Source organism: Streptomyces sp. NBC_00385 (assembly GCF_035917155.1).
Taxonomy (GTDB): domain Bacteria; phylum Actinomycetota; class Actinomycetes; order Streptomycetales; family Streptomycetaceae; genus Streptomyces; species Streptomyces poriferorum.
The window spans coordinates 1,088,869-1,108,659 of record NZ_CP107951.1 but is presented as its reverse complement, the minus strand read 5'-3'; the positions used below and the strand labels follow the sequence as shown (position 1 = coordinate 1,108,659).

Genomic DNA, 19,791 nt, shown 5'->3' with positions numbered 1-19,791 from the left:
GGCCGCGGGGCACGTCGCGCTGTTCGCCGCGGCCGCGGGGCATCGGGAGTTCACACGGGAGGCCCGGAGGGCCGCTGCGGGGAGCGGAGTACGAGCAGGGTGATCTCGCTGGGGGCGAAGACGCGGAACGGCGGGCCCCAGAAGCCGGTGCCGCGGCTGGTGTAGAGGAGGGTGCGGGCGCCGTGGCGGGTCAGGCCGGCGAGGGCGGGCTGGTCGATGCGCACGAGGTGGTGGAAGGGCCAGATCTGTCCGCCGTGGGTGTGACCCGAGAGCTGGAGGTCGACGCCGCCCGCTGCGGCCCGGTCGACGAACTTGGGCTGGTGGGCCAGGAGCAGGACGGGCAGGTCCGGGTCCGCGCCGTCCAGGGCTCCGGCGAGGTGGGCGCGGTGGCCGGCCAGGCCGGAGGACTCGGCGGTGACGTCGTCCACGCCGGCGACCACCAGGGTGTCGCCGCCACGTTCCAGCAGCAGGTGACGGTTGCGCAGCGGTTCCCAGCCCAGCTCGTCCATCAGGTCGACCCAGCCCTGGGCCTCGCTGTAGTACTCGTGGTTCCCGGTGACGTAGACCCGGGCCCGGGTGGCCTGCACGGTGCCGAGCGGAACGGCCTGGGCGCGGCGGCGTTCGGCGGTGCCGTCCGCGATGTCGCCGGTGTGGCAGACCAGGTCGGCCTCCAGGCTGTTGACCTTCGCGCAGACCCGCTCCGACCAGCGTGCGCGGTCGAGCGGGCCGTAGTGGGTGTCGGTGATGAGGGCGACGCGCGTGCCGTCCAAGCCGGCCCCCAGGCGCGGGAGTTCTACGTCGAGCTCGCGCACGCGTGGCACCCGGCGGGCCTCGGTGTACCCCCACGCGAGCAGCACGGCGGCCACGCCGAGAACCGCCCACGTGACGATCCTGGCCCGGTCCTGTCCGTCGCCCGCGCCCGCCACGGTCAGGGCGAGGCGCAGCAGGACGCCGAGCAGTACGGACCAGGTGAACAGGACCCAGCCGACCCCGAGGAGGGTGTCTCCGAGGATCGCCGCCCGGTCCTGCTGCCGTCGGCCGTGGCCGCGCGCCATCGCGAGCGGCATGGTGACCAGACCGAGGACGAACAGGGCCGTGCCGCCCAGCGCCACGGGGAGCGGCCAGTGCTGGCCGGCGTGCAGCAGCACCCAGCAGGGCACGGCCCACAGCAGGACGGGGGCGATCAAAGGGATGTAGCGCATCAGGCGGCGCAGTCGACTCTGCTGGGCCGCTTGCGCTGCACCGTCCGCGGATCGGGCTTCGCTGGTGTCGGTCACGCTTTCCATCCTCAGGTAATCCAGACTGCCGGCGCGCACTGTACCCGGTCGTTCCGGCCATGCCGCCATCGAGAAGTGAGGGCCGAAGCCGTAGTCCGCGGGACTCGACGGACGTTGATCCCGGCCCGCGCGAAGAGCGGGCCGTCGAGGGCCGTGGGCGAGCGGGCCGGGATGGCGAGCGGGCCGGGATCCCGTCCAGCCGTAATTCCGTTGCCGTGGCACCGGCGGCTTCGATCGAATGCCTCCATGACTCATGACAGCCCCGGGGACCATCTGGAGCAGAACCGACGTTACTGGGACGAGCAGGCGGCTGCCTGGCACGGGCCGCTGGCCCGCGACCACTGGGCGCAGGAAGAGCCGCGCTGGGGACTGTGGGCCACTCCTGAGTCCCAGGTCTCCGTGCTTCCGGAGGGCATGGCCGGGATGCGCGCCATCGAGCTCGGCTGTGGGACTGCCTATGTGTCGGCCTGGCTGGCCAGGGCAGGAGCCGCCCCGGTCGGGATCGACGTCTCCGAGCAGCAGCTCGCCACTGCGCGCGCGATGCAGACGGAGTTCGGGATCGACTTCCCCCTGGTCCTGGGCAATGCCGAGACGGTGCCCTACGGGGACGGCACGTTCGACCTGGCCATCAGCGAGTACGGTGCCTCGTTGTGGTGTGACCCGTACCGGTGGATCCCGGAGGCGGCCCGGCTGCTGGTCCCTGGAGGCCAGCTGGTGTTCATGCGGTACTCCGCGTTGTTCGCGCTGTGCGTACCGCCCGAAGGGCCGGTATCCACCACGCTCCTTCGCCGCCAGTTCGGGCTGACTCGGCTGGACTCGCAGAGTCACGTGCAGTTCGTCCTGCCGCACGGGGAGATGCTCCGCCTCCTGCGGTCCTGCGGCTTCGTCGTGGAAGACCTGATCGAGATCCAGGCCCCCCGGCCCGCGCACAGGGAATACACGGAAGTTCCCGCGGACTGGGCCCATCAATGGCCGAGCGAGGAGATCTGGAAGGCCCGGCTGGCAGGCTGACACCTCCTCAGGCGCTGTTCGGTCCGGTGCTCTCCCGATGCTCGTCCGCGCCTGTGGGAAGGCGGACCGCGCGCGGCACCACCGTCCCCAGGCCCGGAGGCCCCTTCCGCGGTGCGGGGCCGGTGCGACGAAGCGGAGGGGTCCGAGCTGATTGTCACTGGCGGCGCTTAGAGTCTCTCCCACTCGTCACGGTGCGTTGCCGTCGGCGGGTTTCATCAGCGTGCCGTCGGTTCGGCGGCCGTCCGGAGCGGCGGGGAGAACAGCGCATGGGGTGGGTTCCGGCGGGCGACTACGAAGTCGCTCTGGAGGCGGGCAAGGTGGTCTGCCGCAACGGGAAGGGCCGACGGCTGAAGTCCGTCCCGGCCAGACTGAAGGACGACCCGGCGGTCGTCGGGCTCCGGCAGTTGACCGAATGGCTGGATCGGCACGCACACCAGTGCCTGACCGACGTCGAGCAGTGGATGGTGCGTTCGCTGCCCGTCCCCACGGCCGTGCTCGCCCGGGTCTGGCCCGACCCGTCCTGGCAGGCGGCCCTGCGGGACGTCGTGGTCACCGGCGCGGACGGCGGGGTCGCCGGATTCCTCCGTGACGTCGACCCCGACCGCGGCCTCGGCCTGGTCGACCTGGACGGCGATACGGTCCGCATCACGCCGGACGTCGTCAGTGTGCCCCACCCCGTCCTCCTCGACGACCTCGACGAGCTGCGGGAGTTCGCGGTCGAACTGGGGGTGCGCCAGAACGTGGAGCAGTTGTTCCGCGAGGTGTGGCTCCGCCCGCCGGGCCTCGCCCCGGACACCACCACCGTGGACACCTACGCCGGCGGGGTGTTCAAGGAACTGCGCTTCCTGCACGGCCGCGTCACCCAGCTCGGGTACCGGTCGCGCGGCGGATACGCGGTCTGCCCCGTCGTCGAGGACGGCGCCACCGCCGAGGCACGCATCTGGATCGGCGAGCACGACGGATACGACGCGTACGGCACGGAGACCGGCCCCCTGGGCTGGACCGACCCTTCGGGGCGCCCGCTGACGGCCGCCGAGGTCGGCCCCGTCACGTGGTCCGAAGGCATGCGCATGGCGGCGGCGCTCTACGCCGGCCGCGACGTGGCGGACGAGGAGCGGGCGGCATGAGCACCACGACGACGAACACCGACGCGAACACGACGGCAGCGGGCGCAGCGTTCCTGCCCGCCCAGGACCGGGGCGAGACCACTGCCGCCCGCGCCGAAGCGGCCCGCGCCGCGGCCCTGCTGGACGCGGGCGCGATCCTCCCGGCCTCCACCACCGACCGGGACGACGCCGACGCGCTGACCGCCCGCACCTACACGCACACCGCCCTGGGCGACCGCCCCGTGGTCCGGCTCGTGCCCGGCACCCTCGGCGAAGCCGAGGACCTGGCCCTGGAGTTCCTCGGGCTGGCCCGGACGGCCGAGGCCCCCGTCGTGGGCCAGGTGCGCCGCGAGACACTGGGCTTCCCGGCCTGGGCGCTGGTCAACGACCCGGCCAACGGGCACCACGCCCTGGCCCTGGTCAAGGACATCGAGCGGCTGGGCCGGCAGGCCAGGACCCGGGCCGGAGCGGCCAAGGAGGGCTTCGACGCACTCGGCACCCGGCTCGGCCGGGCCGTGCCCCACTTCCTGCCGACCTATTACGAGCAGGTGGCGCGCCTCTTCCTCCAGGCGGAGAACACCAGCTACGCCGCCACCTTCTTCGGCAAGGCCCGCGAGGCCGAGCGGGTGCACGGGCTGGCCGTGGACGAGGACCGGCAGCGAGCCGTCTTCCTGGAGTTCGCCTTCTCCGGCGCACTGACCGTCAAGGCACTGCGGCAGTACGTACGGGACCTGGTGGCCCGGCTCGCACCGGCCGACGCCTGGGCGCAGTACCGCCGTCTGCTGGTCGAGCGCTGCGCGGCCGGCATGCCGCCGTACGCGGCGCTGCCGCAGGACGTGCGCGCGCTGGTCAAGGCCGCCGGGCTGGACCGTGAGACCGCCGAGCACGACCTGGTGGCCGACCTGATCGGCTCTCCGGGAGTCGTCCGCGCCCCCGCCTCGTTCTGGACGGCCTACCGCTCCGCGCTCGTCGCGCTCGCCCGGCGGGACGCGGCCGTGCGGGCCCGGCTCCTCGGCTTCTTCCCGGAGAGCTTCAGCGAGAGCGGCCGGGACTCGGACGGGGAAAGCGGCTGGCTCGCGTTGCTGGCCGAGTCCGGCGCCGAGGACCTGCTGACGGCTCTGCCGGACACCTCGGGCGACCCGTCCGTCTCCCCGGCGGACTGGCTCGCCCGCTGGGAGGCCCACCGCCGGCGCCACCGGGCCACCGCGGGCCGCAGCCCGCAGACCCTCGACCTGGCCGCCCGGATGGCAGACCGGCTGCGCGCCGACGGGCGCCCCGTCGAACTGTTCCAGGGCCGCTGGCAGCGCAACGCCGACCTGGACCTTCTCGACCTCTGCCTGGCCTCCGGCGTGCCCGTCGCCGAGCCCGACGAGCAGGACACGGGCACCGCGCAGCCCGCCGGTGTCCCGGTCGGCCCGTGGCTCGTCGACCAGGCGCCCGGCGCACGTGATCTGACCGCCGTCGCCCAGCGGCCGGCCTTCCGCGCCCTTCTGAGCCGGAACGTCGGCGGCCTCGGCGACGGACACGGCCAGCGGCTGAGCGACGCCGGCATGGCGAGGCTGGCGGCACACCCCGTGCTCTCCGTGATCCTGGGGGAGTGGCTGACCGGCCGCGCCGAGGAGTACGCGGCCGCGCGCGGGCTCCCCGGGCTGACCACCGCTCTCCACAGGCTCTCGGCGTTCCGTACCGTCGTCGCGGACGTCGCCCCCCAAGCCGTGCGGCTCATCGAGACCCACGATGTCGTGCCGTTGCTCGCCTCCACCCTGCGTACCGGCGTCCTCGACGAACTGGGCTGGTCCGCGCTGGACGAGACCTACGCCGAACTGGCCGCCGAGGCCGCCGCCGCCACGCGTCAGCAGCGCCACCGGTCGAAGGACGTCGGTGTCACCGGTGCCTGGCCCGCGCTCATCCTCAACACCCTCGAACGGGCCGTCGTCGTGGGTCCGGAAGGCGTTCTGCTGCGCCACACCCTGCGGCTGCCGGCCACCGTCGACCACTGGCGGCAGCTCGCCTTCCGTTACGTCGACGGCGAGTTGCTGGTCATCTGGTGGGAGGACGGCAAGCTGCGCGGCTACTGGTCGCACCGCCCCGCCGAGGTGTTCACCGTCAGCGGCGAGCAGATCCCCCGATGGGGCCGCTCCGGCCCCTCGGACGAGGTCTCCCTGCCGCTGCCCGGCGGCGGCCGCGCCACGGGTGGCAAGGCCCTGCACGCGGGCGACACCTCCCTCCCGCCCGAGCGCGCCGTCATCTCCGACGGCACCGGTCTCTGGCGCGAGGGCCACCAGGGCACGGAGCGGGTGTGGCTGGAGTACGACCCGGCCGGCGGCACGCACGGCCGGGCCTCCCTCCCCGCCTTCCTCCGCTCGGGGGTGCGGGACGGCACCCGGCTGCTCACCGAGCACTGCCAGGTGATGCCGCTCCAGCCCGGCCTGGAGACCACCCCGTTCGGCACGGACGGCACGGTCCTCGGCCGCTGGATCCGTCACACGGTGGCCGAGCCCGGCACGGCCGCCCCCGCCGACGGCCACCGCATCGTCGCCGGAACCCCCGACGGCCACACGGTCACCCTGCCGTACCCGCTGCCCGGCGGGGACGCCCCGGTGCCGCTCGGCGCCCTCGCCCTGCCCGGTGGTTCACGGCCGGTCGTGGCCCTGCGCCACCGCTCCGTCGAAGCGCACCCGGCGGACACCGACGGCACCGGTGGGGAACTGTGGTCCGTCACCCCCGGCTCCGGCGGCGGGGGTGACGCGGCGGGTACCCCCTATGTGCCGCCCGTCGCCTACTGGCACGCCCTGCGCCCGAGGGACGAGCGGGGCTCCACCGTCCTGCGGAACCTGACGGACTCCCGGGCGGAGGAGTTGTTCAAGGAGGTCGCCGCCGCGGTCGAACGGCACCTGGAGGCGTTCCGGGCCGTCAAGGAGTACACCGGGCCCTCTTCGCAGGAGCTGAGCCAGGAAGCCGTCGCCCGGGTACTGCCCGAACTGTCCGACGTACGGCTTCTCGCGGGCGTCACCGCGGTCGTACGGGACGCGGTGTACCGGGCCGTCTCCGCCGCCCAGTACCTGGCACCGCCCAAGCCCGTGGAGCCGGCCACGCCCCGGAACACCGCGCGCACCAAGGGCATGTTCTTCGATCAGGAGCCCGAGCACGGCGACGACATGACCCTGCAGTCGGCCTCGGCCTGGAACTCCGAGCGGATGCGGGGTGGCTGGTGGGGAGCCGGGCGCCGTTGGACCGTGATCCGGCAGATCCTCGCCGTCAACCACGTCTTCGGCGGCGAGCCGGCGTTCGGCCCGCCCATCCTGTCCACGGTCCCGTTCACGCCCGTGGACGGCTGGCAGCGGGACGAGTACACCGTGCCCGCAGACTCCCTGACCTGGACCGATCTCCTCGGTGATCTGCCCGAACTGGCCTACCGGGCAGCCTCGGCGACCACCTCCCCCGAGCACCGCACCGGGCTCCTCGTGTTTCTGGAGACCCTCGCCGCGGGCCCGCTGGCCGACCCGGCGGGCACCGTACGGCAGGTGGAACTCGTCGAGCCGATCTCCCGGGGGACGACCGGATCGGGGCGCCCCGAGACCGTGCACCGCCTCGGCCAGGTGCTGCGCAGGGGCGCCCGCACCATCGTCGTCCTCGCCGGCCGCGGGTGGAACTCCCGTAACGACGCGGTACGTTGGCTGGTCCTGGACCACGACCCGACCGGAGCCTTCGGCCCCGTCCCCGGCTTCACCCTGGACCACGAGAAGGTTCACCGGCAGGGCATCGACCGCGACCGGCTCACCCGGCTCATCGCCCGGGTACGGGAACAGGGCCCGGCACCCTGGCGTCCGGAGGCCGCCGAGGCGTTCCACACGGCCACCGGCATCGGCCCCCTCCAGTCCGCCGCCCTGCTGTCGGCAGCCGTCAAGGAGCCCGGCGCCGAGGCGCTCGCGCTCCTCGGGGTGAAGACACGTGCCTTCGAAGCCGCCCAGTCCAGGCTGGACGCCCTGCCCCGTGACGACCGGCACGCCGTGCTCCAGGCATTGCTGCCCGCCGACCCGGGCGAGCTGTGGTCCACGGGCCCCGACGTCCGGGCAGCCGCCGAGGTGTGGCAGAAGCGCCTGGCCTCCCTCGTCCGTGTCCCCGAGGAACTGGATCTCGACCTTTCGGGCACCACCGCGGAGGCCGTCGACCTGATCCTCAACGCGGGCACCCTGACCTGGCTCGCCCACGGCACCGATGTCCCGGACGGCACAGGACGCCCGGGACTGCGCCGGACGGGCGCACGCGGCGCGGTCTCCTCGGCCGTGACGGCCCTGCGCACCCTCGCCTACACGCTGCCGTACGGGCACCCCCTGCGGGCGCACCTGCCCGTCGGGCTCACCGCCTTGCGAGACCGCCTCGCCGACCCGGACCTGGTGCTGGACCTCGGTCTGGAATGGGCCGAGTCCGGGGGCTCGATCGGCCTCGTGGTCCGCGCCGCCTACGGGCTCCCGGAGTCCGGCGGCGCCGATGGCGACGGTCTGGTCCGGGCCGGCACGGCGCTGCTGCTCGCCCCCGGCTACGCCGACAACGAGAAGCTCCTGATCCGCCCGGCCGGTCTGGTGGGCCCCGACGACCCGGCGTTCGGCCTCGTCGAGGGCACCGTCGGCCCGTACGGCACCGGCGATCTGCTCGCCCTGCGCGCGCTGCTGGACGAGGAGACCCACGCGTTGGCCTCGGCAGGCGCCCCCGACGGCGCCCCGCACCACCCGGCCCAGGACCCGACGCGTACGGTGCCGGAGCTGGTGACCGAAGCCGCCGACGTCCTCGGCCTGAGCGCGGACGCTGCCGCGCTCTACCTGATCCTGCTCGCCCTGCCCGACCCGACGGACCGTAACTGCGTCCGCTGGACCGAGTGGAAGCCGGCACGGATCAAGAAGGCCCGGGCGGAACTCACCGCCACCGGCCTGGTCGTGGAGGCGAAGCGCTCCCGCGCCGGCCGCACCCTGTTCCTCCCTTGCGGCTGGCTCGAACGCGGCGCTCCAGGACTGCCGTTGGAGACCTGGAAGGAACGCCTGTACCCCGTGGCCGGGTCTGCTCGGACCCTGCCCCACGTCCCCGTGCCCGCGCTGTTCGCGGCCGCCTGGACAAGGGTCCGCGGCGGCGACGCCCCCGCCTTCGAGGAACTGGACACCCGCGCACCCCGGAAGGGCCGCCGCCGATGACGAACGACACCACGACCACCGTGAACAGCACCACCACGGACGGCATCCCGGACCGGGCGACGGCTTCCGGCCGGGAGCCCCGCCAGGTCACACCGCCCGAGGACCGGTACACCACCGAACTGGCCTTCCTCGCCGCCCACGACTCCGGGCCCCGCCCGCCCGGCTGGCTGCTCACCCCGCGCGCCGTCGTCACCTTCGTGATGGGCAGCGCGGGCGAGGCACTGGCCCTGCCGAAGGGCGCCCGGCCCGGAGCCGGGCTGCCGGCCCGCCTGGCGATCGAGCAGAAGTTCGTCGGCGAACGCGCCCTGGTCGAACGGTGCGTGGTCACCCTGGCCGGAGAGCGCGGACTCCTCCTCGTGGGCGAACCCGGCACCGCGAAGTCCATGCTCTCGGAGCTGCTGTCGGCGGCGGTCTGCGGGACCAGCGCGCTCACCGTGCAGGGCACCGCGGGCACCACCGAGGACCAGCTCAAGTACGGCTGGAACTACGCGCTGCTGCTCGCCCAGGGCCCCACCGAACAGGCACTGGTGCCCTCCCCGGTACTCGCCGCCATGACCCGGGGGGCGGTCGCCCGGGTCGAGGAGGTCACCCGCTGTCTGCCGGAGGTCCAGGACGCCCTGGTGTCACTGCTCTCCGAGCGGCGGATCGCGGTCCCCGAACTCGCGGGCGGCGAGGGCGCCCAGATGCACGCGGCACCCGGGTTCACCCTCATCGCCACCGCCAACCTGCGGGACAAGGGCGTCTCGGAGATGTCCGCCGCGCTGAAGCGGCGCTTCAACTTCGAGACCGTGGGGCCCATCGGGGACGTGGACGCCGAGACCGCACTCGTCCGGCGCCAGTCGCGGGCGGCCGTCGAACGCGTCGGCGCCGCTTTCCAGGTGGACGACGCGGTCCTCGAAGCGCTGGTCATCGCCTTCCGGGACCTGCGCGAGGGCCGCTCCGTGGAGGGCTGGGAGGTCGAGCGTCCCTCCACGGTGATGAGCACGGCGGAGGCGGTCTCCGTCGCGGGTGCCCTGGGTCTGGCCGCCGCCTACTTCCCCGGTGACCGGGACGTGCTCTCCCTCCTGCCCGGCCATCTGCTCGGAGTCGTCCGGAAGGACGACCCCGCCGACGCGGCACGGCTGCTGGGGTACTGGGACGGGCCGGTGCGCAGGCGCGCGGAGCAGGGGGCGGCCACGTGGCGTGCCCTGTGGGATCTGCGTGCGGTGCTGGAGAACTGACGGATGAGCGAGTCGACCATCCCCGAGACGTGGGCCACCGCCGAGGCGCGGCCCACCGCCGGCGTGGAGTCCACCACCGAGGCGCGGCCCACCGCAGTCGTGGAGTCCACCACTGAGGTGGGGCCCACCACTGAGGTGGGGCCCACCGCCGATGTGGAGCTCACCACTGGTGCGCCGGGCGCTTCCCCGGTGCAGGGCCCGGCGGCCGGTCCCGGCACCACCCCGGAGGCCGCGGTGGCAGCGCTCGCGGCGACCGGACCCGGGATGCCGTTCCTGATCGGGGTGCGCCACCACGCGCCCTCGCTGGCGGCTGCCCTCCCGGCGCTGCTGGACGCCGCGGCCCCCGACGTCCTCCTCGTCGAGCTGCCCGCCGAGTTCCAGCCCTGGCTGGGCTGGCTCGCCCACGAGGAGACCGAGGCCCCGGTGGCACTGGCCGCCGTGCCCGCCGACGGATCCGGGCCCGGCCCGGCAGGTGAACGGGGTCCGGCCTTCTACCCGTTCGCGGACTTCTCGCCCGAACTGGTCGCTCTGCGCTGGGCGGCGAGAAACGGCGTCCCGGCCGTGGCCTGCGACCTGCCGCTGGCCGACCGGGCGTGGGCGGGGGGCGGTCCGGACATCCCGGCCTCCGCCCCCGTAGCCGCGGCGGGGCACGGGCTGTCCGACGCGCTCCGGTCCCGGCTCACCGGCCGGGACGGCGACGACCTGTGGGACCGGCTGGTGGAGGCTCTCGCGCCCGGTTCGACACCCGAGGCGCTCCGCCGTGCCGCCCTGCTCACCGGCTGGGCGCTGCGCCACGAGGCCGAGGCGCGGGGCGGGGTGGACCGCACCGACCTGGTACGCGAGGCGTGGATGCGCGGGCGTGTCGCCGAGGCCCTGGCGAGCGGGCGGCGCCCCGCCGTGGTGGTGGGGGCCTTCCACACCCCGGCCCTCCTGACCCCGGCCCTCCTGCCGTCCGCCGCCGGGGATCCCGTACCGGAGGCGGACGCCGCCGCATCCGCCGCCGTGCCCGATCCTGGCGCGGGCGGCCACGGGAACGGCGCCGCCGGGACGGGGGCGTGCACGGTCTCCCTGATCCCGTACACGTACCCGCTGCTCGATTCACGGTCCGGCTATCCGGCCGGCATCCGGGACCCGGAGTGGCAGCACATCGTCCTGGACGCCGCCGGGGACCCGGCCGCCCTGCACGAGGCGCTGGTCCGCACCGCGGTCCGCGTCTGCGCCGCCCTGCGCGAACGGGGCCACCCCTACGGCCCGGCGGAGGGCCGGGAGGTCGTCCGGGTGGCCGGCGACCTGGCCCGCCTGCGCGGCCTGCCCGCCCCCGGCCGCGGTGAACTCCTGGAAGCCGTGCAGACGGTACTGGGGCGCGGCGAGACCTACGGCACGGGCCGCGCCGTCGCCCGGGCCCTCGAACACGTCCTCGTCGGAGCCCGCACCGGACGGCCCGCGCCCGCCGCTCCGCGCAGCGGACTGGGCCCCGCGGTCGAGGCCGAGACCGCGTCGCTCGCCCTCCCCGGCCCCGAGGACGCGCACGAGAAGACACCGCGCGACCTCCGGCTCGACCCGGCGCGCTCCGTCCTGGACCGCCGCCGCGACCTGCTGCTGCGCAGGCTGACGGTGTGCGGCATCCCCTACGCCCAGGAGCAGGGCGTGACCGGCGCGGCGGGCGCGGAGGGGCTCACCACGCGCTGGCAGGTGCGGTGGACGCCGGCGACGGCCGCCATGCTCACCGCGGCCGGGGCCCGCGGCGTCACCCCGGCCCAGGCGGCCGAGGGCGTGCTGCGGCAGCGGCGCGAGGCGGAGCGCGCGGAGGACGGCCCGACGGCGGCCCAGGTCGTCCGCGGCCTCACGGAGGGCGCCGAGTGCGGGCTCCCCGGCCTTGCCGACGAACGGTTGACGGAACTGGCGGCCGTGCTCCCCGCGAGTGGCACGCTTCCCGAACTCCTGTCAGGTCTGCACCTGTTGGATCGCATCGAGGCCGGTCACCTGGCGGGCCCCGCCGCGCCCGACGACCCCTCGGCCCCGGATGCCACGGCCTCCGCCCGCGCCGCCCGTACCGCGCAGGCGGCCGAACTCCTGACCTCGGCCGCGGTCCGCCAGGTCGACGGCCTGACCGGTTCCGAGGAGCCCGAGGACGCCCGGGCCCTGCTCGAACTGTCCCAGCGGGCCGACCGGTTGGGCGGCATCCGGCTGACCGCGGCCCTCGCCCGGCTAGCCGTCGACGGCACCCCGTTGATCGCCGCGGCCGCCGGAGCGGTCCGGGTGCTCACGGGCCACGAAGAGACCGAGGACTTCGGGAGGCGGGTCGCCTCCTGGGTGGACGGAGCCGTGGACAGCACCGCCCGGGCCGCGCTCACCGCCCGCCTCACGGGCGTCCTGACGGTGGCGGGCCCGCTCCTGACCGTCGGCGTGGGCGCCCTGGACCCGTTGCTGCGCCGGGTCGTCGAGCTGGACGACACCGCGTTCCTGGCCCGGCTGCCGGCCCTGCGCGGTGGCTTCGACACCTTGAGCCCGGCCGCCCGGGACCGCCTGCTGGACACCGTCGAGGAGCGGCTGGGCGAACGCGTGGACAGCCTCGGCGCGGACGACCCGGCCGAGCTGGCCCGCCGTACCGTCGCCGACCTCGCGGCCCGTGAGCTCCTGACCGGCCTCGGTCTGCCCGTCCCGCCACCCGCGCACGACGACCCGTTCACGCCACAGTCCGGCCACCCCGCCACAACGCATCCCGCTACCACGCACCCCACCGCCACAACGCACCCCACCGCCACGTCTGCCACCACGCACCCCACCGCCACGCCTGCCACAACACACTTCACCGCCACGCCCGCCACCGCACCCCCCACCGAGGCCACGCCCGCGCGGACCCTCGCGCCCGCCGACCGGTGGCGGCTCGTGCTCGGCCGGCGCCCCGACCGGCTGCCGTCCGGCGCCGCCCGCCTGGCGACGGCTCTGGACGAGCTCTACGGCGCGGGACACGGAGAGGGATCCCGTGGCGGCCTGCCCGGTCACGGTGGCGGATCCGGGCCGCACGGCGGCCGGGAACCGTCGTTCCCCGGCGTCCGCGAATGGTCCGAGGAACTGGCCGCGCTGTTCGGCCCCGGCATCCGCGAGGAGGTCCTCGCCGCCGCAGCGGTGACAGGCCGGCAGGACGTCCTCGCCGAGCTCGACCCGGCTGCCGCCACGCCCTCCGTCGAACTGCTCCGGACGATCCTCCGGTACGCCGGCGGCCTGCCCGAAGCCCGCCTTGCGGCGCTCCGGCCCCTGGTCCGCCGGCTGGTCGACGAGCTGACCCGGCAGCTGGCCACCCGGCTGCGACCCGCCCTCACCGGCGCCATGTCGCCCCGGCCCACCCGCCGCCCCGGCGGCCGGCTGGACCTGCCGCGTACGCTGCGCGCCAACCTGGCCACCGCCCGCCGGACGGCCGACGGAACGGTCCGGGTCATCCCCGAGAATCCGGTGTTCCGCAGCCGCGTGCGCCGGTCGGCCGACTGGCGCCTGATCCTGGTCACCGACGTCTCCGGGTCCATGGAGGCGTCCACGATCTGGTCCGCCCTGACCGCTTCCGTGCTCGCCGGGGTGCCCACCCTGAGTACCCATTTCCTGGCCTTCTCCACGGAGGTCGTCGACCTCACCGGCCATGTGCACGACCCCCTCTCGCTCCTGCTGGAGGTGAGTGTGGGCGGGGGCACGCACATCGCCGCCGGACTACGGCATGCCCGCGGCCTGATCACGGTGCCCAGTCGCACCCTTGTCGTCGTCATCAGCGACTTCGAGGAGGGTGCGCCGCTCGGCGGGCTGCTGGCCGAGGTACGGGCCCTGGTGGCCACCGGCTGCCACGTCCTCGGGTGCGCGAGTCTCGACGACGCCGGCCGGCCTCGCTACTCGACGGGCGTCGCCGGACAGCTCGTGGCCGCCGGCATGCCCGTGGCGGCCCTCAGCCCACTCGAACTGGCCCGCTGGATAGGGGAGAAGACCGCATGACCGCCGTTCAGTTGCCGCCTGTCGCTCCGGAGGTCACGGCCACGCTGGTCGAGGACCTCTCGCCCCGGCTGCGCAAGCGGCTGGACGCGGCGGTCACCAAGCTCGGTGCCCGCCCGACGTACCGGGACGGGGACACCGTGACGATCGCGGTCGACGACGAGACCGAGTTGCGTCTGCACGCCCCGGGCGGTGTGGTGGCGACGGCGCACGCCATCAGCTGCGGCTGCCTCCTCGCCCCGGCATGCGTGCACCGTGCGGCCGCCGCCTGCGCCGCACCCACGGCCGACCCGGCGCCGGGGCCCGCCGACCGGCCCGACCGGACGGTCCCCGAATCCGCCACCGCGACGGACCCCCCTCCCCTCGCCGCCCCGGATTCCGCCGCCTCGCCCGAGGTGGCGAGCCCGGCCCAGCGTGCCGCGGCCGACGCCCTGTGGTCGGCGGGTGCCGCCGTGCTGGAGGCCGGCGTCGACGGGGCAGGCGCCGTCACGCAGGCGGCGCTCCTCCGGGCCGCGCACACCGCCCGACTCCGGCAGCTGCCGCGCGCCGCGGGCGCCGCGCTGTCCGTCGTCACGCTGCTGCGCGCGGCCCGCGCCGGGGACCCGTCCTACCGCACCGCCGACCTGGTCACGGCGCTCGCCGAACTCCTGGGCACCGCCCACCGCGTGGGGACGGCCTCCGGGGCGGAGCTGGCCGCGGTCAGGGGCCGCGCGCGCCGCCCGTACAGCCCCGACGGCTCGCTGCGCCTGTACGGACTGTTCACCGAACCCGTGGTCACCGACTCGGGGCACGGCGGCGCCCGTACCTGGGTCGCCGGATCCGACGGCCGCCTGTGCACGGTCGGTGACGTGGCACCCGGCGGCGTCGGGCGCGCCCTGGGCGTGGCCGACCGGGCCGTGCGCCTGGGAGACAGCGCGCTCACCCACCGGGAGCTGGGCCGGGCCGGCCTGGCGGTCTCCGGGGCGACGGTCTCGCCGGACGGCAGGCTCGGCGCCGGCAAGGGCGTCAAGGCCGTCTCCGCCCGGGGCGCGGCGTGGACGGAGCCTCCGCTCGCCGCACTGTGGGAGACGCCGCCGTCCGAACAGGCAGCCCGCGCCCTGCGGTCCGTCTCCCGCTACGCGGACCAGGAGGGCGGCGGCGGCGACCTGCTCTTCCTGGACGTCGAACTCCTCGGAGCCGTAAGGGAGTCCGGAGGAACCTGCCTGCTCGCCCGGTGCGAGGGGGGCACGGCCGTCCGGCTCGCCGTCGCCGACGACGATCCCGCGCTGGCCCACCGGGACAACCTGACGCTGCTGGCCACGGCGCCGGGGACACGGCTGCGGATCATCGGCCGCCTGGTCCCCGCCCCCCACCCCCGGCTCACCCTCCTCGCCTGCTCGCACCCCACCGGCCGGGGCACCGTCGACCTCGGCTTCGACCGCCTGCGCCGCGCCGACCTCCCGGATCCGGCTGCCCCCGCGCACCTCGCCCCGCCGCAGCCCGAAAGCTCCGGCGCGCACTCGCCCCTGTACCTCCTGGAGCGCCGGGTCGAACAGACGGTCCCGGCGGGCCGCGCGGCCCTCGGCATGCTCGGCGACGTCACCGCCGAGACCCGCCGCATCCGCCGCGCGGGCCTTCCCACGGCCGCCGGGCTCCTCGCCGCCCTGTGCGCCTCGGCGGCCCAACGCGAGCGTGACCTCTTCGGCCGTCTGCTCCCTGCCGACACCGACGGCTTCGCCACCTACTGGCTCAGCGCCGCCCGTTACACGGCTGCCGTGGCCGAGTCCCTGTGTGCGGCGGCCTGGAATCCGACGCGGGACGGGCAGCCGGAACACGTGGGGCGGAGGGTCTAAGGGCTGTCCCGCAATTCCTGGCGGGCGCACGACGACAGCTACGGCACCTCTCCCCCGTAGCCTCAACGGCACGGGGGGACCCCCTCCGTTGTCGAAACGCCCGAATACATCCAGTATGCGAGCGCCTCTCCGCCTTGCGATGCACCGCATCTGACGCCGCGCGCTGATCCACCAGGAATTACGGGACAGCCCTTAGGGCACGAAGACCAGGCGTTCGCCGGTCTTCTCGGACCATGCCTGCGCGATCCGGGCCAGCGGCACGGCGCGGGCTCGGACGTCGATGGCGCCCTCGGTCACCGCTTTCGCCAACTCGGGCAGTTCGGCGATGAAGTCGCGGGCAGGGACCGAGCCGATGCCGCTGCCCACGATGTTCAGCTGCGCCGCCCGCAGGGCCGCGGAAGGGACCGGGGCGGACGCGCCCGCCATGGAGCCGATCTGGATCCAGGTCAGCGGGGCGGAGCGGTCGGCGCGCGCGGTGAGCAGGGGAAGCATGGCCCCGGCTGCGGGTTCGCCCCAGACGAAGTCGAGGACGACATCGACGTCGGCCGCGGCGGTGACATCGTCGAAGGTGAGCGCCCGGTCCGCACCGAGGCCGGACAGCGCCTCGAGCCGGGTGGCGTCGCGGCCGGCGGCGAAGACCTGGGCGGCGCCGAACCGCTTGGCGATCTGGATGGCCATGCGTCCGGCGTTGCCGGTGGCGCCGAGGATCAGAACGCGCTGACCCTCGCGGAAGGTGATGCGGCGGCGCAGGGCGACCCAGGAGGACATGCCCGGGTTCATCGCGGCGGCGATCCGGACGGGATCCACGTCGTCCGGCAGGACGATGCTCCGGCGTGAGTCGATCACCGTGCGTTCGGCGAAGGTGCCGAGGGTCGTGTCGTCCAGAGCCGCGTAGCGCAGACGGCCCGAAGGGTCGCGCACGACGCCGTCCATGCCGGGGACCAGCGGGAAGACCCCGGAGGAGGAGTAGTGGCCGCCGTTCGCCCTGGACCGGGTCAGGTGGTGCAGGCCCGCCGCCAGGACGTCCACGACCATGTCGTGCTCGCCCCGTGCCACGGGTTCGGGGTGTTCGCCGTAGACGGGCGGAGCGTCGTGCGCCGTGATGATCGCAGCATGCATGAGGAACTCCCACAGGTTGGTTTGCATTGCCAATCACTAAGAGAGTTGTTGGTAATGCAAACAATGTCAAGTAGGGTGGTGTGCATGGCTCCCGACGACGACTCCACGGACGCCCTGGTCGACGGCCTGGTCCGCAGTGCCTTCCAGGTCATGGGGGTGCTCACCCGGATCGGCGCAGAGTACGACCTGTCCCTCACGCAGCTGCGCGTGCTCGGTATTCTGCGCGACCGGACCCCCCGGATGAGTGACCTCGCGGCGTTCCTGGGGCTGGACAAGTCGACCATGTCCGGCCTCATCGCCCGCGCCGAACGGCGGGGGCTGCTGACCCGCGGTACGAGTCCGGGGGACAAGCGTGCCGTCGTCGTCGAGATCACCGACGAGGGACGCGCCCTCACCCAGCGCCTGTACGAGGAAGGCAAGGCCGTCCTCGCGCCGGCCACCGGCCGGCTCGGTCCGGAGCAGCGCGAGCAGCTCGCTCAGCTGCTCGAACCCCTGCTCTCCCCGCCCCTGCCGGCGGCGCCGCGTCCCGAACGCCCGGTGCGCGGGGCGTTCTGAGCCGCGCACTCCATCTGCCGGGCCGGCGAAAGCGCTCCGCGTCCGCCGCGGTGCTCACGTCCTTGGGCCGTTCGTCGGCCCTGATGGCAGCCGGGTCGGCGTGGGGCGAGTGGCCCTTGGCCCAAGACCTCTCGTCCGGGTCAGGCCGGGTTGCCGAACCAGCGCGCGGCAGCCCGTTCGAACGTGGCGCGGTCGGGGGCGTGTTCGCCGGCCCAGGCCACGACACCGTCCGGGCGGATGAGCAGTGCGGAGAAACCGAGGGTGTCGCGCGGCGAGCCCGGCACGTACGCGACGCGGTTCTTCCAGCCCTGGGCCGCAGGGCGCAGTGCGTGGTCGCCGCTGAAATCGAGCACGACGCCCTGGCCCCGCCGCAGCAGCTTCCCGAGGCTGGTGCCGTCCTCGTAGCGGAAGTCGGGAGCCGTGCAGCCGACGATCGGCCGGCCGCTGCCCAGGTCGTAGCGGTTGTACAGCCCCGTCGTGTTGCGGTAGACGTGGGTCGTTCCGGACGGGGTGCTCATCAGGTCGTGGACGAGCTGTCGCAGGGCGGCGGCGTTGGGGCCCGGCTTCATGGTCGCCACCTGGGCGCGCGACCAGTCCAGCACCGACGCGCCGACAGGGTGGCGCTCGCCGGTGTACGTGTCGAGCAGATCTTCGGGGGCGGTGCCGTGCACGACGGCCGCGAGCTTCCAGCCGAGGTTCACGGCATCGCCGATGCCGAGGTTGAGTCCCTGGCCGCCCAGCGGGGAGTGGATGTGCGCGGCGTCGCCCGCCAGCAGTACGCGCCCCGCGCGGTAGTCCGTCACCTGCATGGCACGGTCGGTGAAGCTCGATGCCCGGTGCACAGCGTTCAGTGCGACGTCGGTACCGGTGATGCGGCGCAGCACCTCTTGCAGGTGCTCACGCGTCAGCGGCCGTGAGCGGTCGAAGGCGCCGCCGTCGAAGTCCATCATGCCCAGATGCCCCTCGAACGGGGTGCGCAGATACATGCCGTTCGCCGTCAGGTTGAAGCCGAACGGCAGCTTCGCCGGATCGGGGTCGGCGAACTCGACCTGCGCGACGTAGCCGGTGAACAGCGGCTCGGTGCCGGCGAAGTCGAAGCCGGCGAGCCGGCGGACCGTGCTGCGTCCGCCGTCGCATCCCACCAGCCAGCGCGCCCGGTACTCCTGCCCGCCCGCCGTGACGACGACGGACTCGTCGTCCTGCGCCACAGCCGTGACGGCAGCACCCCGGACGACCTGGACGCCGGCGGAGGCGGCATGCTCGGCCAGGACGGTGCCGAGCGCTTCGAGGCTCGTCATGAACCCCTCCATCGCCGGACCGGGAAGCCGGAACGGGAGCGAGGCGACGTCGATGTCATCCGCGTGGAGCTCCATCCCCGCGAAATGGCTCACGTCACGAGGGGCCGGCGCCTCCACCGCGTCCGGGGCCGCGCCGACCTTCGTCGCATCGGCGCGTGAAGCACCGATCACCGCGTCGAGCAGCCCGCGACGGTAGAACGTCTCGGCCGATCCGGCATTCAGGCCCCGTAGCCCGAGCGGGAGCGCCTTCCAGGGCGAGCCGATCGCGTCGTCCCGCTCCAGGACCAGGACGGAACAGCCGGCCAGGGCGAGCTCGCCCGCCAGGAAGAGGCCGACCGGGCCGCCGCCCGCGATCACTACGTCATGCATGAGGGATTTCCTTCCGAGTCGGACAGGTGGGGTGGGCTCAGCCGGGCCGAGAGCCCGGTCAGCGCGGACGAGTGAGGCCGTCGAGCACGATCGCGATACCGGTGAGGAACTGCTCACGGTCGTCGTGCCCGCTGATCTGGCCGACGACGGCGTGCATGAACGGGTACCGCTCCGGGTCGAGCTCCCGCAACGCCGTCGCCGTCGCGTCGAAGAACGCTTCGCGGTCGGGCTCGACGTCCGAGGCGTCCCCGTCGATGCGCGCGTTCTGGCTGATCGCCCCGAGGATGTAGTGCACGAGCGTCGAGGCGGCGTCGAACCAGGAGTCCCGTGGCACGCCCAGTGCGCTCACCTGCCGGCCGATCCTCTCGAAGATCCCCACGGTCACCGGGCCGACCGGATTCCGCACGACCTGGAGGATCAGGCGCGTGGCGAGCCACGGATGCTCGGTGATCGCGTCGAACAGCGCCAGTGCGACGAGACGGATCTCGTCGCCGGGCGCTCCCGCACCCCCACCGGGCCCGGCTGTCAGAGCCGCGGTGACCACGGTCTCCGTCACCGCGTCCAGCAGTTCGTCGCGCGTACCCACCTGGTAGTAGATCGCTCCCGAGCCCGTAGCCAGGCGCTCGGTCAGTGCCCGGACGGTCAGAGCGCCCTCGCCTCCCGTGTCCAGCAGCTCGATCGCCGTAGCGATGATCTGCTCCCGGGAGAGCACCTGGTTGCGCCGCTGAGGGCGGCCGTCTCGCGTTGCCATGCCTCCAGGGTCACATATTTGGAGCGCTGAACCAAATTGGTGCAACGCTCCAAATGGCACCTGGCCGCGCGATCTCACGGCGCCGGTCCGGC

At 74.3% G+C, this 19,791-nt stretch carries 11 protein-coding genes; 7 read left to right on the top strand and 4 right to left on the bottom strand.

Annotation, left to right across the window (positions count from 1 at the left end; all coding sequences use genetic code 11):
- Positions 1 to 50: 50 nt before the first annotated feature.
- Positions 51 to 1,277, bottom strand: coding sequence for a metallophosphoesterase (locus OG959_RS04805; protein WP_326656798.1), 1,227 nt, complete (start codon positions 1,275 to 1,277; stop codon positions 51 to 53).
- 246 nt (positions 1,278 to 1,523) lie between these two features.
- Between OG959_RS04805 and OG959_RS04800 the strand changes: the two genes are divergently transcribed.
- The 6 genes from OG959_RS04800 to OG959_RS04775 all read left to right on the top strand — a co-directional run bounded on the left by OG959_RS04800 (position 1,524) and on the right by OG959_RS04775 (position 15,607).
- Positions 1,524 to 2,288 (top strand): class I SAM-dependent methyltransferase, encoded by a 765-nt coding sequence (locus OG959_RS04800; protein ID WP_326656797.1) that lies wholly within the window; start codon positions 1,524 to 1,526, stop codon positions 2,286 to 2,288.
- A 266-nt stretch (positions 2,289 to 2,554) separates the two neighbouring features.
- On the top strand, positions 2,555 to 3,415 hold the full coding sequence (locus OG959_RS04795; RefSeq protein WP_326656795.1) for a DUF4132 domain-containing protein: 861 nt from the start codon (positions 2,555 to 2,557) through the stop codon (positions 3,413 to 3,415).
- Positions 3,412 to 8,580 (top strand): hypothetical protein, encoded by a 5,169-nt coding sequence (locus tag OG959_RS04790; RefSeq protein ID WP_326656794.1) that lies wholly within the window; start codon positions 3,412 to 3,414, stop codon positions 8,578 to 8,580. The genes OG959_RS04795 and OG959_RS04790 overlap by 4 nt, the downstream gene beginning before the upstream one ends.
- Positions 8,577 to 9,800 carry an ATP-binding protein gene (locus OG959_RS04785; RefSeq protein WP_326656793.1) on the top strand — a complete coding sequence of 408 codons (1,224 nt, stop codon included), beginning with the start codon at positions 8,577 to 8,579 and terminating at the stop codon, positions 9,798 to 9,800. The genes OG959_RS04790 and OG959_RS04785 overlap by 4 nt, the downstream gene beginning before the upstream one ends.
- Before the next feature lie 3 nt (positions 9,801 to 9,803).
- Positions 9,804 to 13,778, top strand: coding sequence for a vWA domain-containing protein (locus OG959_RS04780; protein WP_442805537.1), 3,975 nt, complete (start codon positions 9,804 to 9,806; stop codon positions 13,776 to 13,778).
- Positions 13,775 to 15,607 carry a hypothetical protein gene (locus OG959_RS04775; RefSeq protein ID WP_326656792.1) on the top strand — a complete coding sequence of 611 codons (1,833 nt, stop codon included), beginning with the start codon at positions 13,775 to 13,777 and terminating at the stop codon, positions 15,605 to 15,607. The genes OG959_RS04780 and OG959_RS04775 overlap by 4 nt, the downstream gene beginning before the upstream one ends.
- Before the next feature lie 192 nt (positions 15,608 to 15,799).
- Here OG959_RS04775 and OG959_RS04770 read toward each other — a convergent pair whose 3' ends face one another.
- Entirely contained in the window at positions 15,800 to 16,726 is a 927-nt protein-coding gene (locus OG959_RS04770; protein WP_326656791.1) for a quinone oxidoreductase family protein, read from the bottom strand.
- An 84-nt stretch (positions 16,727 to 16,810) separates the two neighbouring features.
- Here OG959_RS04770 and OG959_RS04765 point away from each other — a divergent pair, with 84 nt between their 5' ends.
- A complete protein-coding gene (locus OG959_RS04765; RefSeq protein WP_326656790.1) occupies positions 16,811 to 17,281 on the top strand; it encodes a MarR family winged helix-turn-helix transcriptional regulator in 471 nt (156 codons plus the stop codon).
- A gap of 140 nt (positions 17,282 to 17,421) precedes the next feature.
- On the opposite strand, the gene OG959_RS04760 is transcribed toward OG959_RS04765, so the two are convergent.
- Entirely contained in the window at positions 17,422 to 18,948 is a 1,527-nt protein-coding gene (locus OG959_RS04760) for an FAD-dependent oxidoreductase (RefSeq protein ID WP_326656789.1), read from the bottom strand.
- A 58-nt stretch (positions 18,949 to 19,006) separates the two neighbouring features.
- Entirely contained in the window at positions 19,007 to 19,699 is a 693-nt protein-coding gene (locus OG959_RS04755; protein WP_326656787.1) for a TetR/AcrR family transcriptional regulator, read from the bottom strand.
- Between the last annotated feature and the right edge of the window lie 92 nt (positions 19,700 to 19,791).

Bases quoted from the DNA above. Each gene is read 5' to 3' on its own strand.
- OG959_RS04760 (WP_326656789.1), bottom strand. From the start codon at position 18,948: ATGCATGACGTAGTGATCGCGGGCGGCGGCCCGGTCGGCCTCTTCCTG.
- OG959_RS04780 (WP_442805537.1), top strand. From the start codon at position 9,804: ATGAGCGAGTCGACCATCCCCGAGACGTGGGCCACCGCCGAGGCGCGG.
- OG959_RS04790 (WP_326656794.1), top strand. From the start codon at position 3,412: ATGAGCACCACGACGACGAACACCGACGCGAACACGACGGCAGCGGGC.
- OG959_RS04775 (WP_326656792.1), top strand. From the start codon at position 13,775: ATGACCGCCGTTCAGTTGCCGCCTGTCGCTCCGGAGGTCACGGCCACG.
- OG959_RS04755 (WP_326656787.1), bottom strand. From the start codon at position 19,699: ATGGCAACGCGAGACGGCCGCCCTCAGCGGCGCAACCAGGTGCTCTCC.
- OG959_RS04800 (WP_326656797.1), top strand. From the start codon at position 1,524: ATGACTCATGACAGCCCCGGGGACCATCTGGAGCAGAACCGACGTTAC.
- OG959_RS04795 (WP_326656795.1), top strand. From the start codon at position 2,555: ATGGGGTGGGTTCCGGCGGGCGACTACGAAGTCGCTCTGGAGGCGGGC.
- OG959_RS04770 (WP_326656791.1), bottom strand. From the start codon at position 16,726: ATGCATGCTGCGATCATCACGGCGCACGACGCTCCGCCCGTCTACGGC.
- OG959_RS04765 (WP_326656790.1), top strand. From the start codon at position 16,811: ATGGCTCCCGACGACGACTCCACGGACGCCCTGGTCGACGGCCTGGTC.
- OG959_RS04785 (WP_326656793.1), top strand. From the start codon at position 8,577: ATGACGAACGACACCACGACCACCGTGAACAGCACCACCACGGACGGC.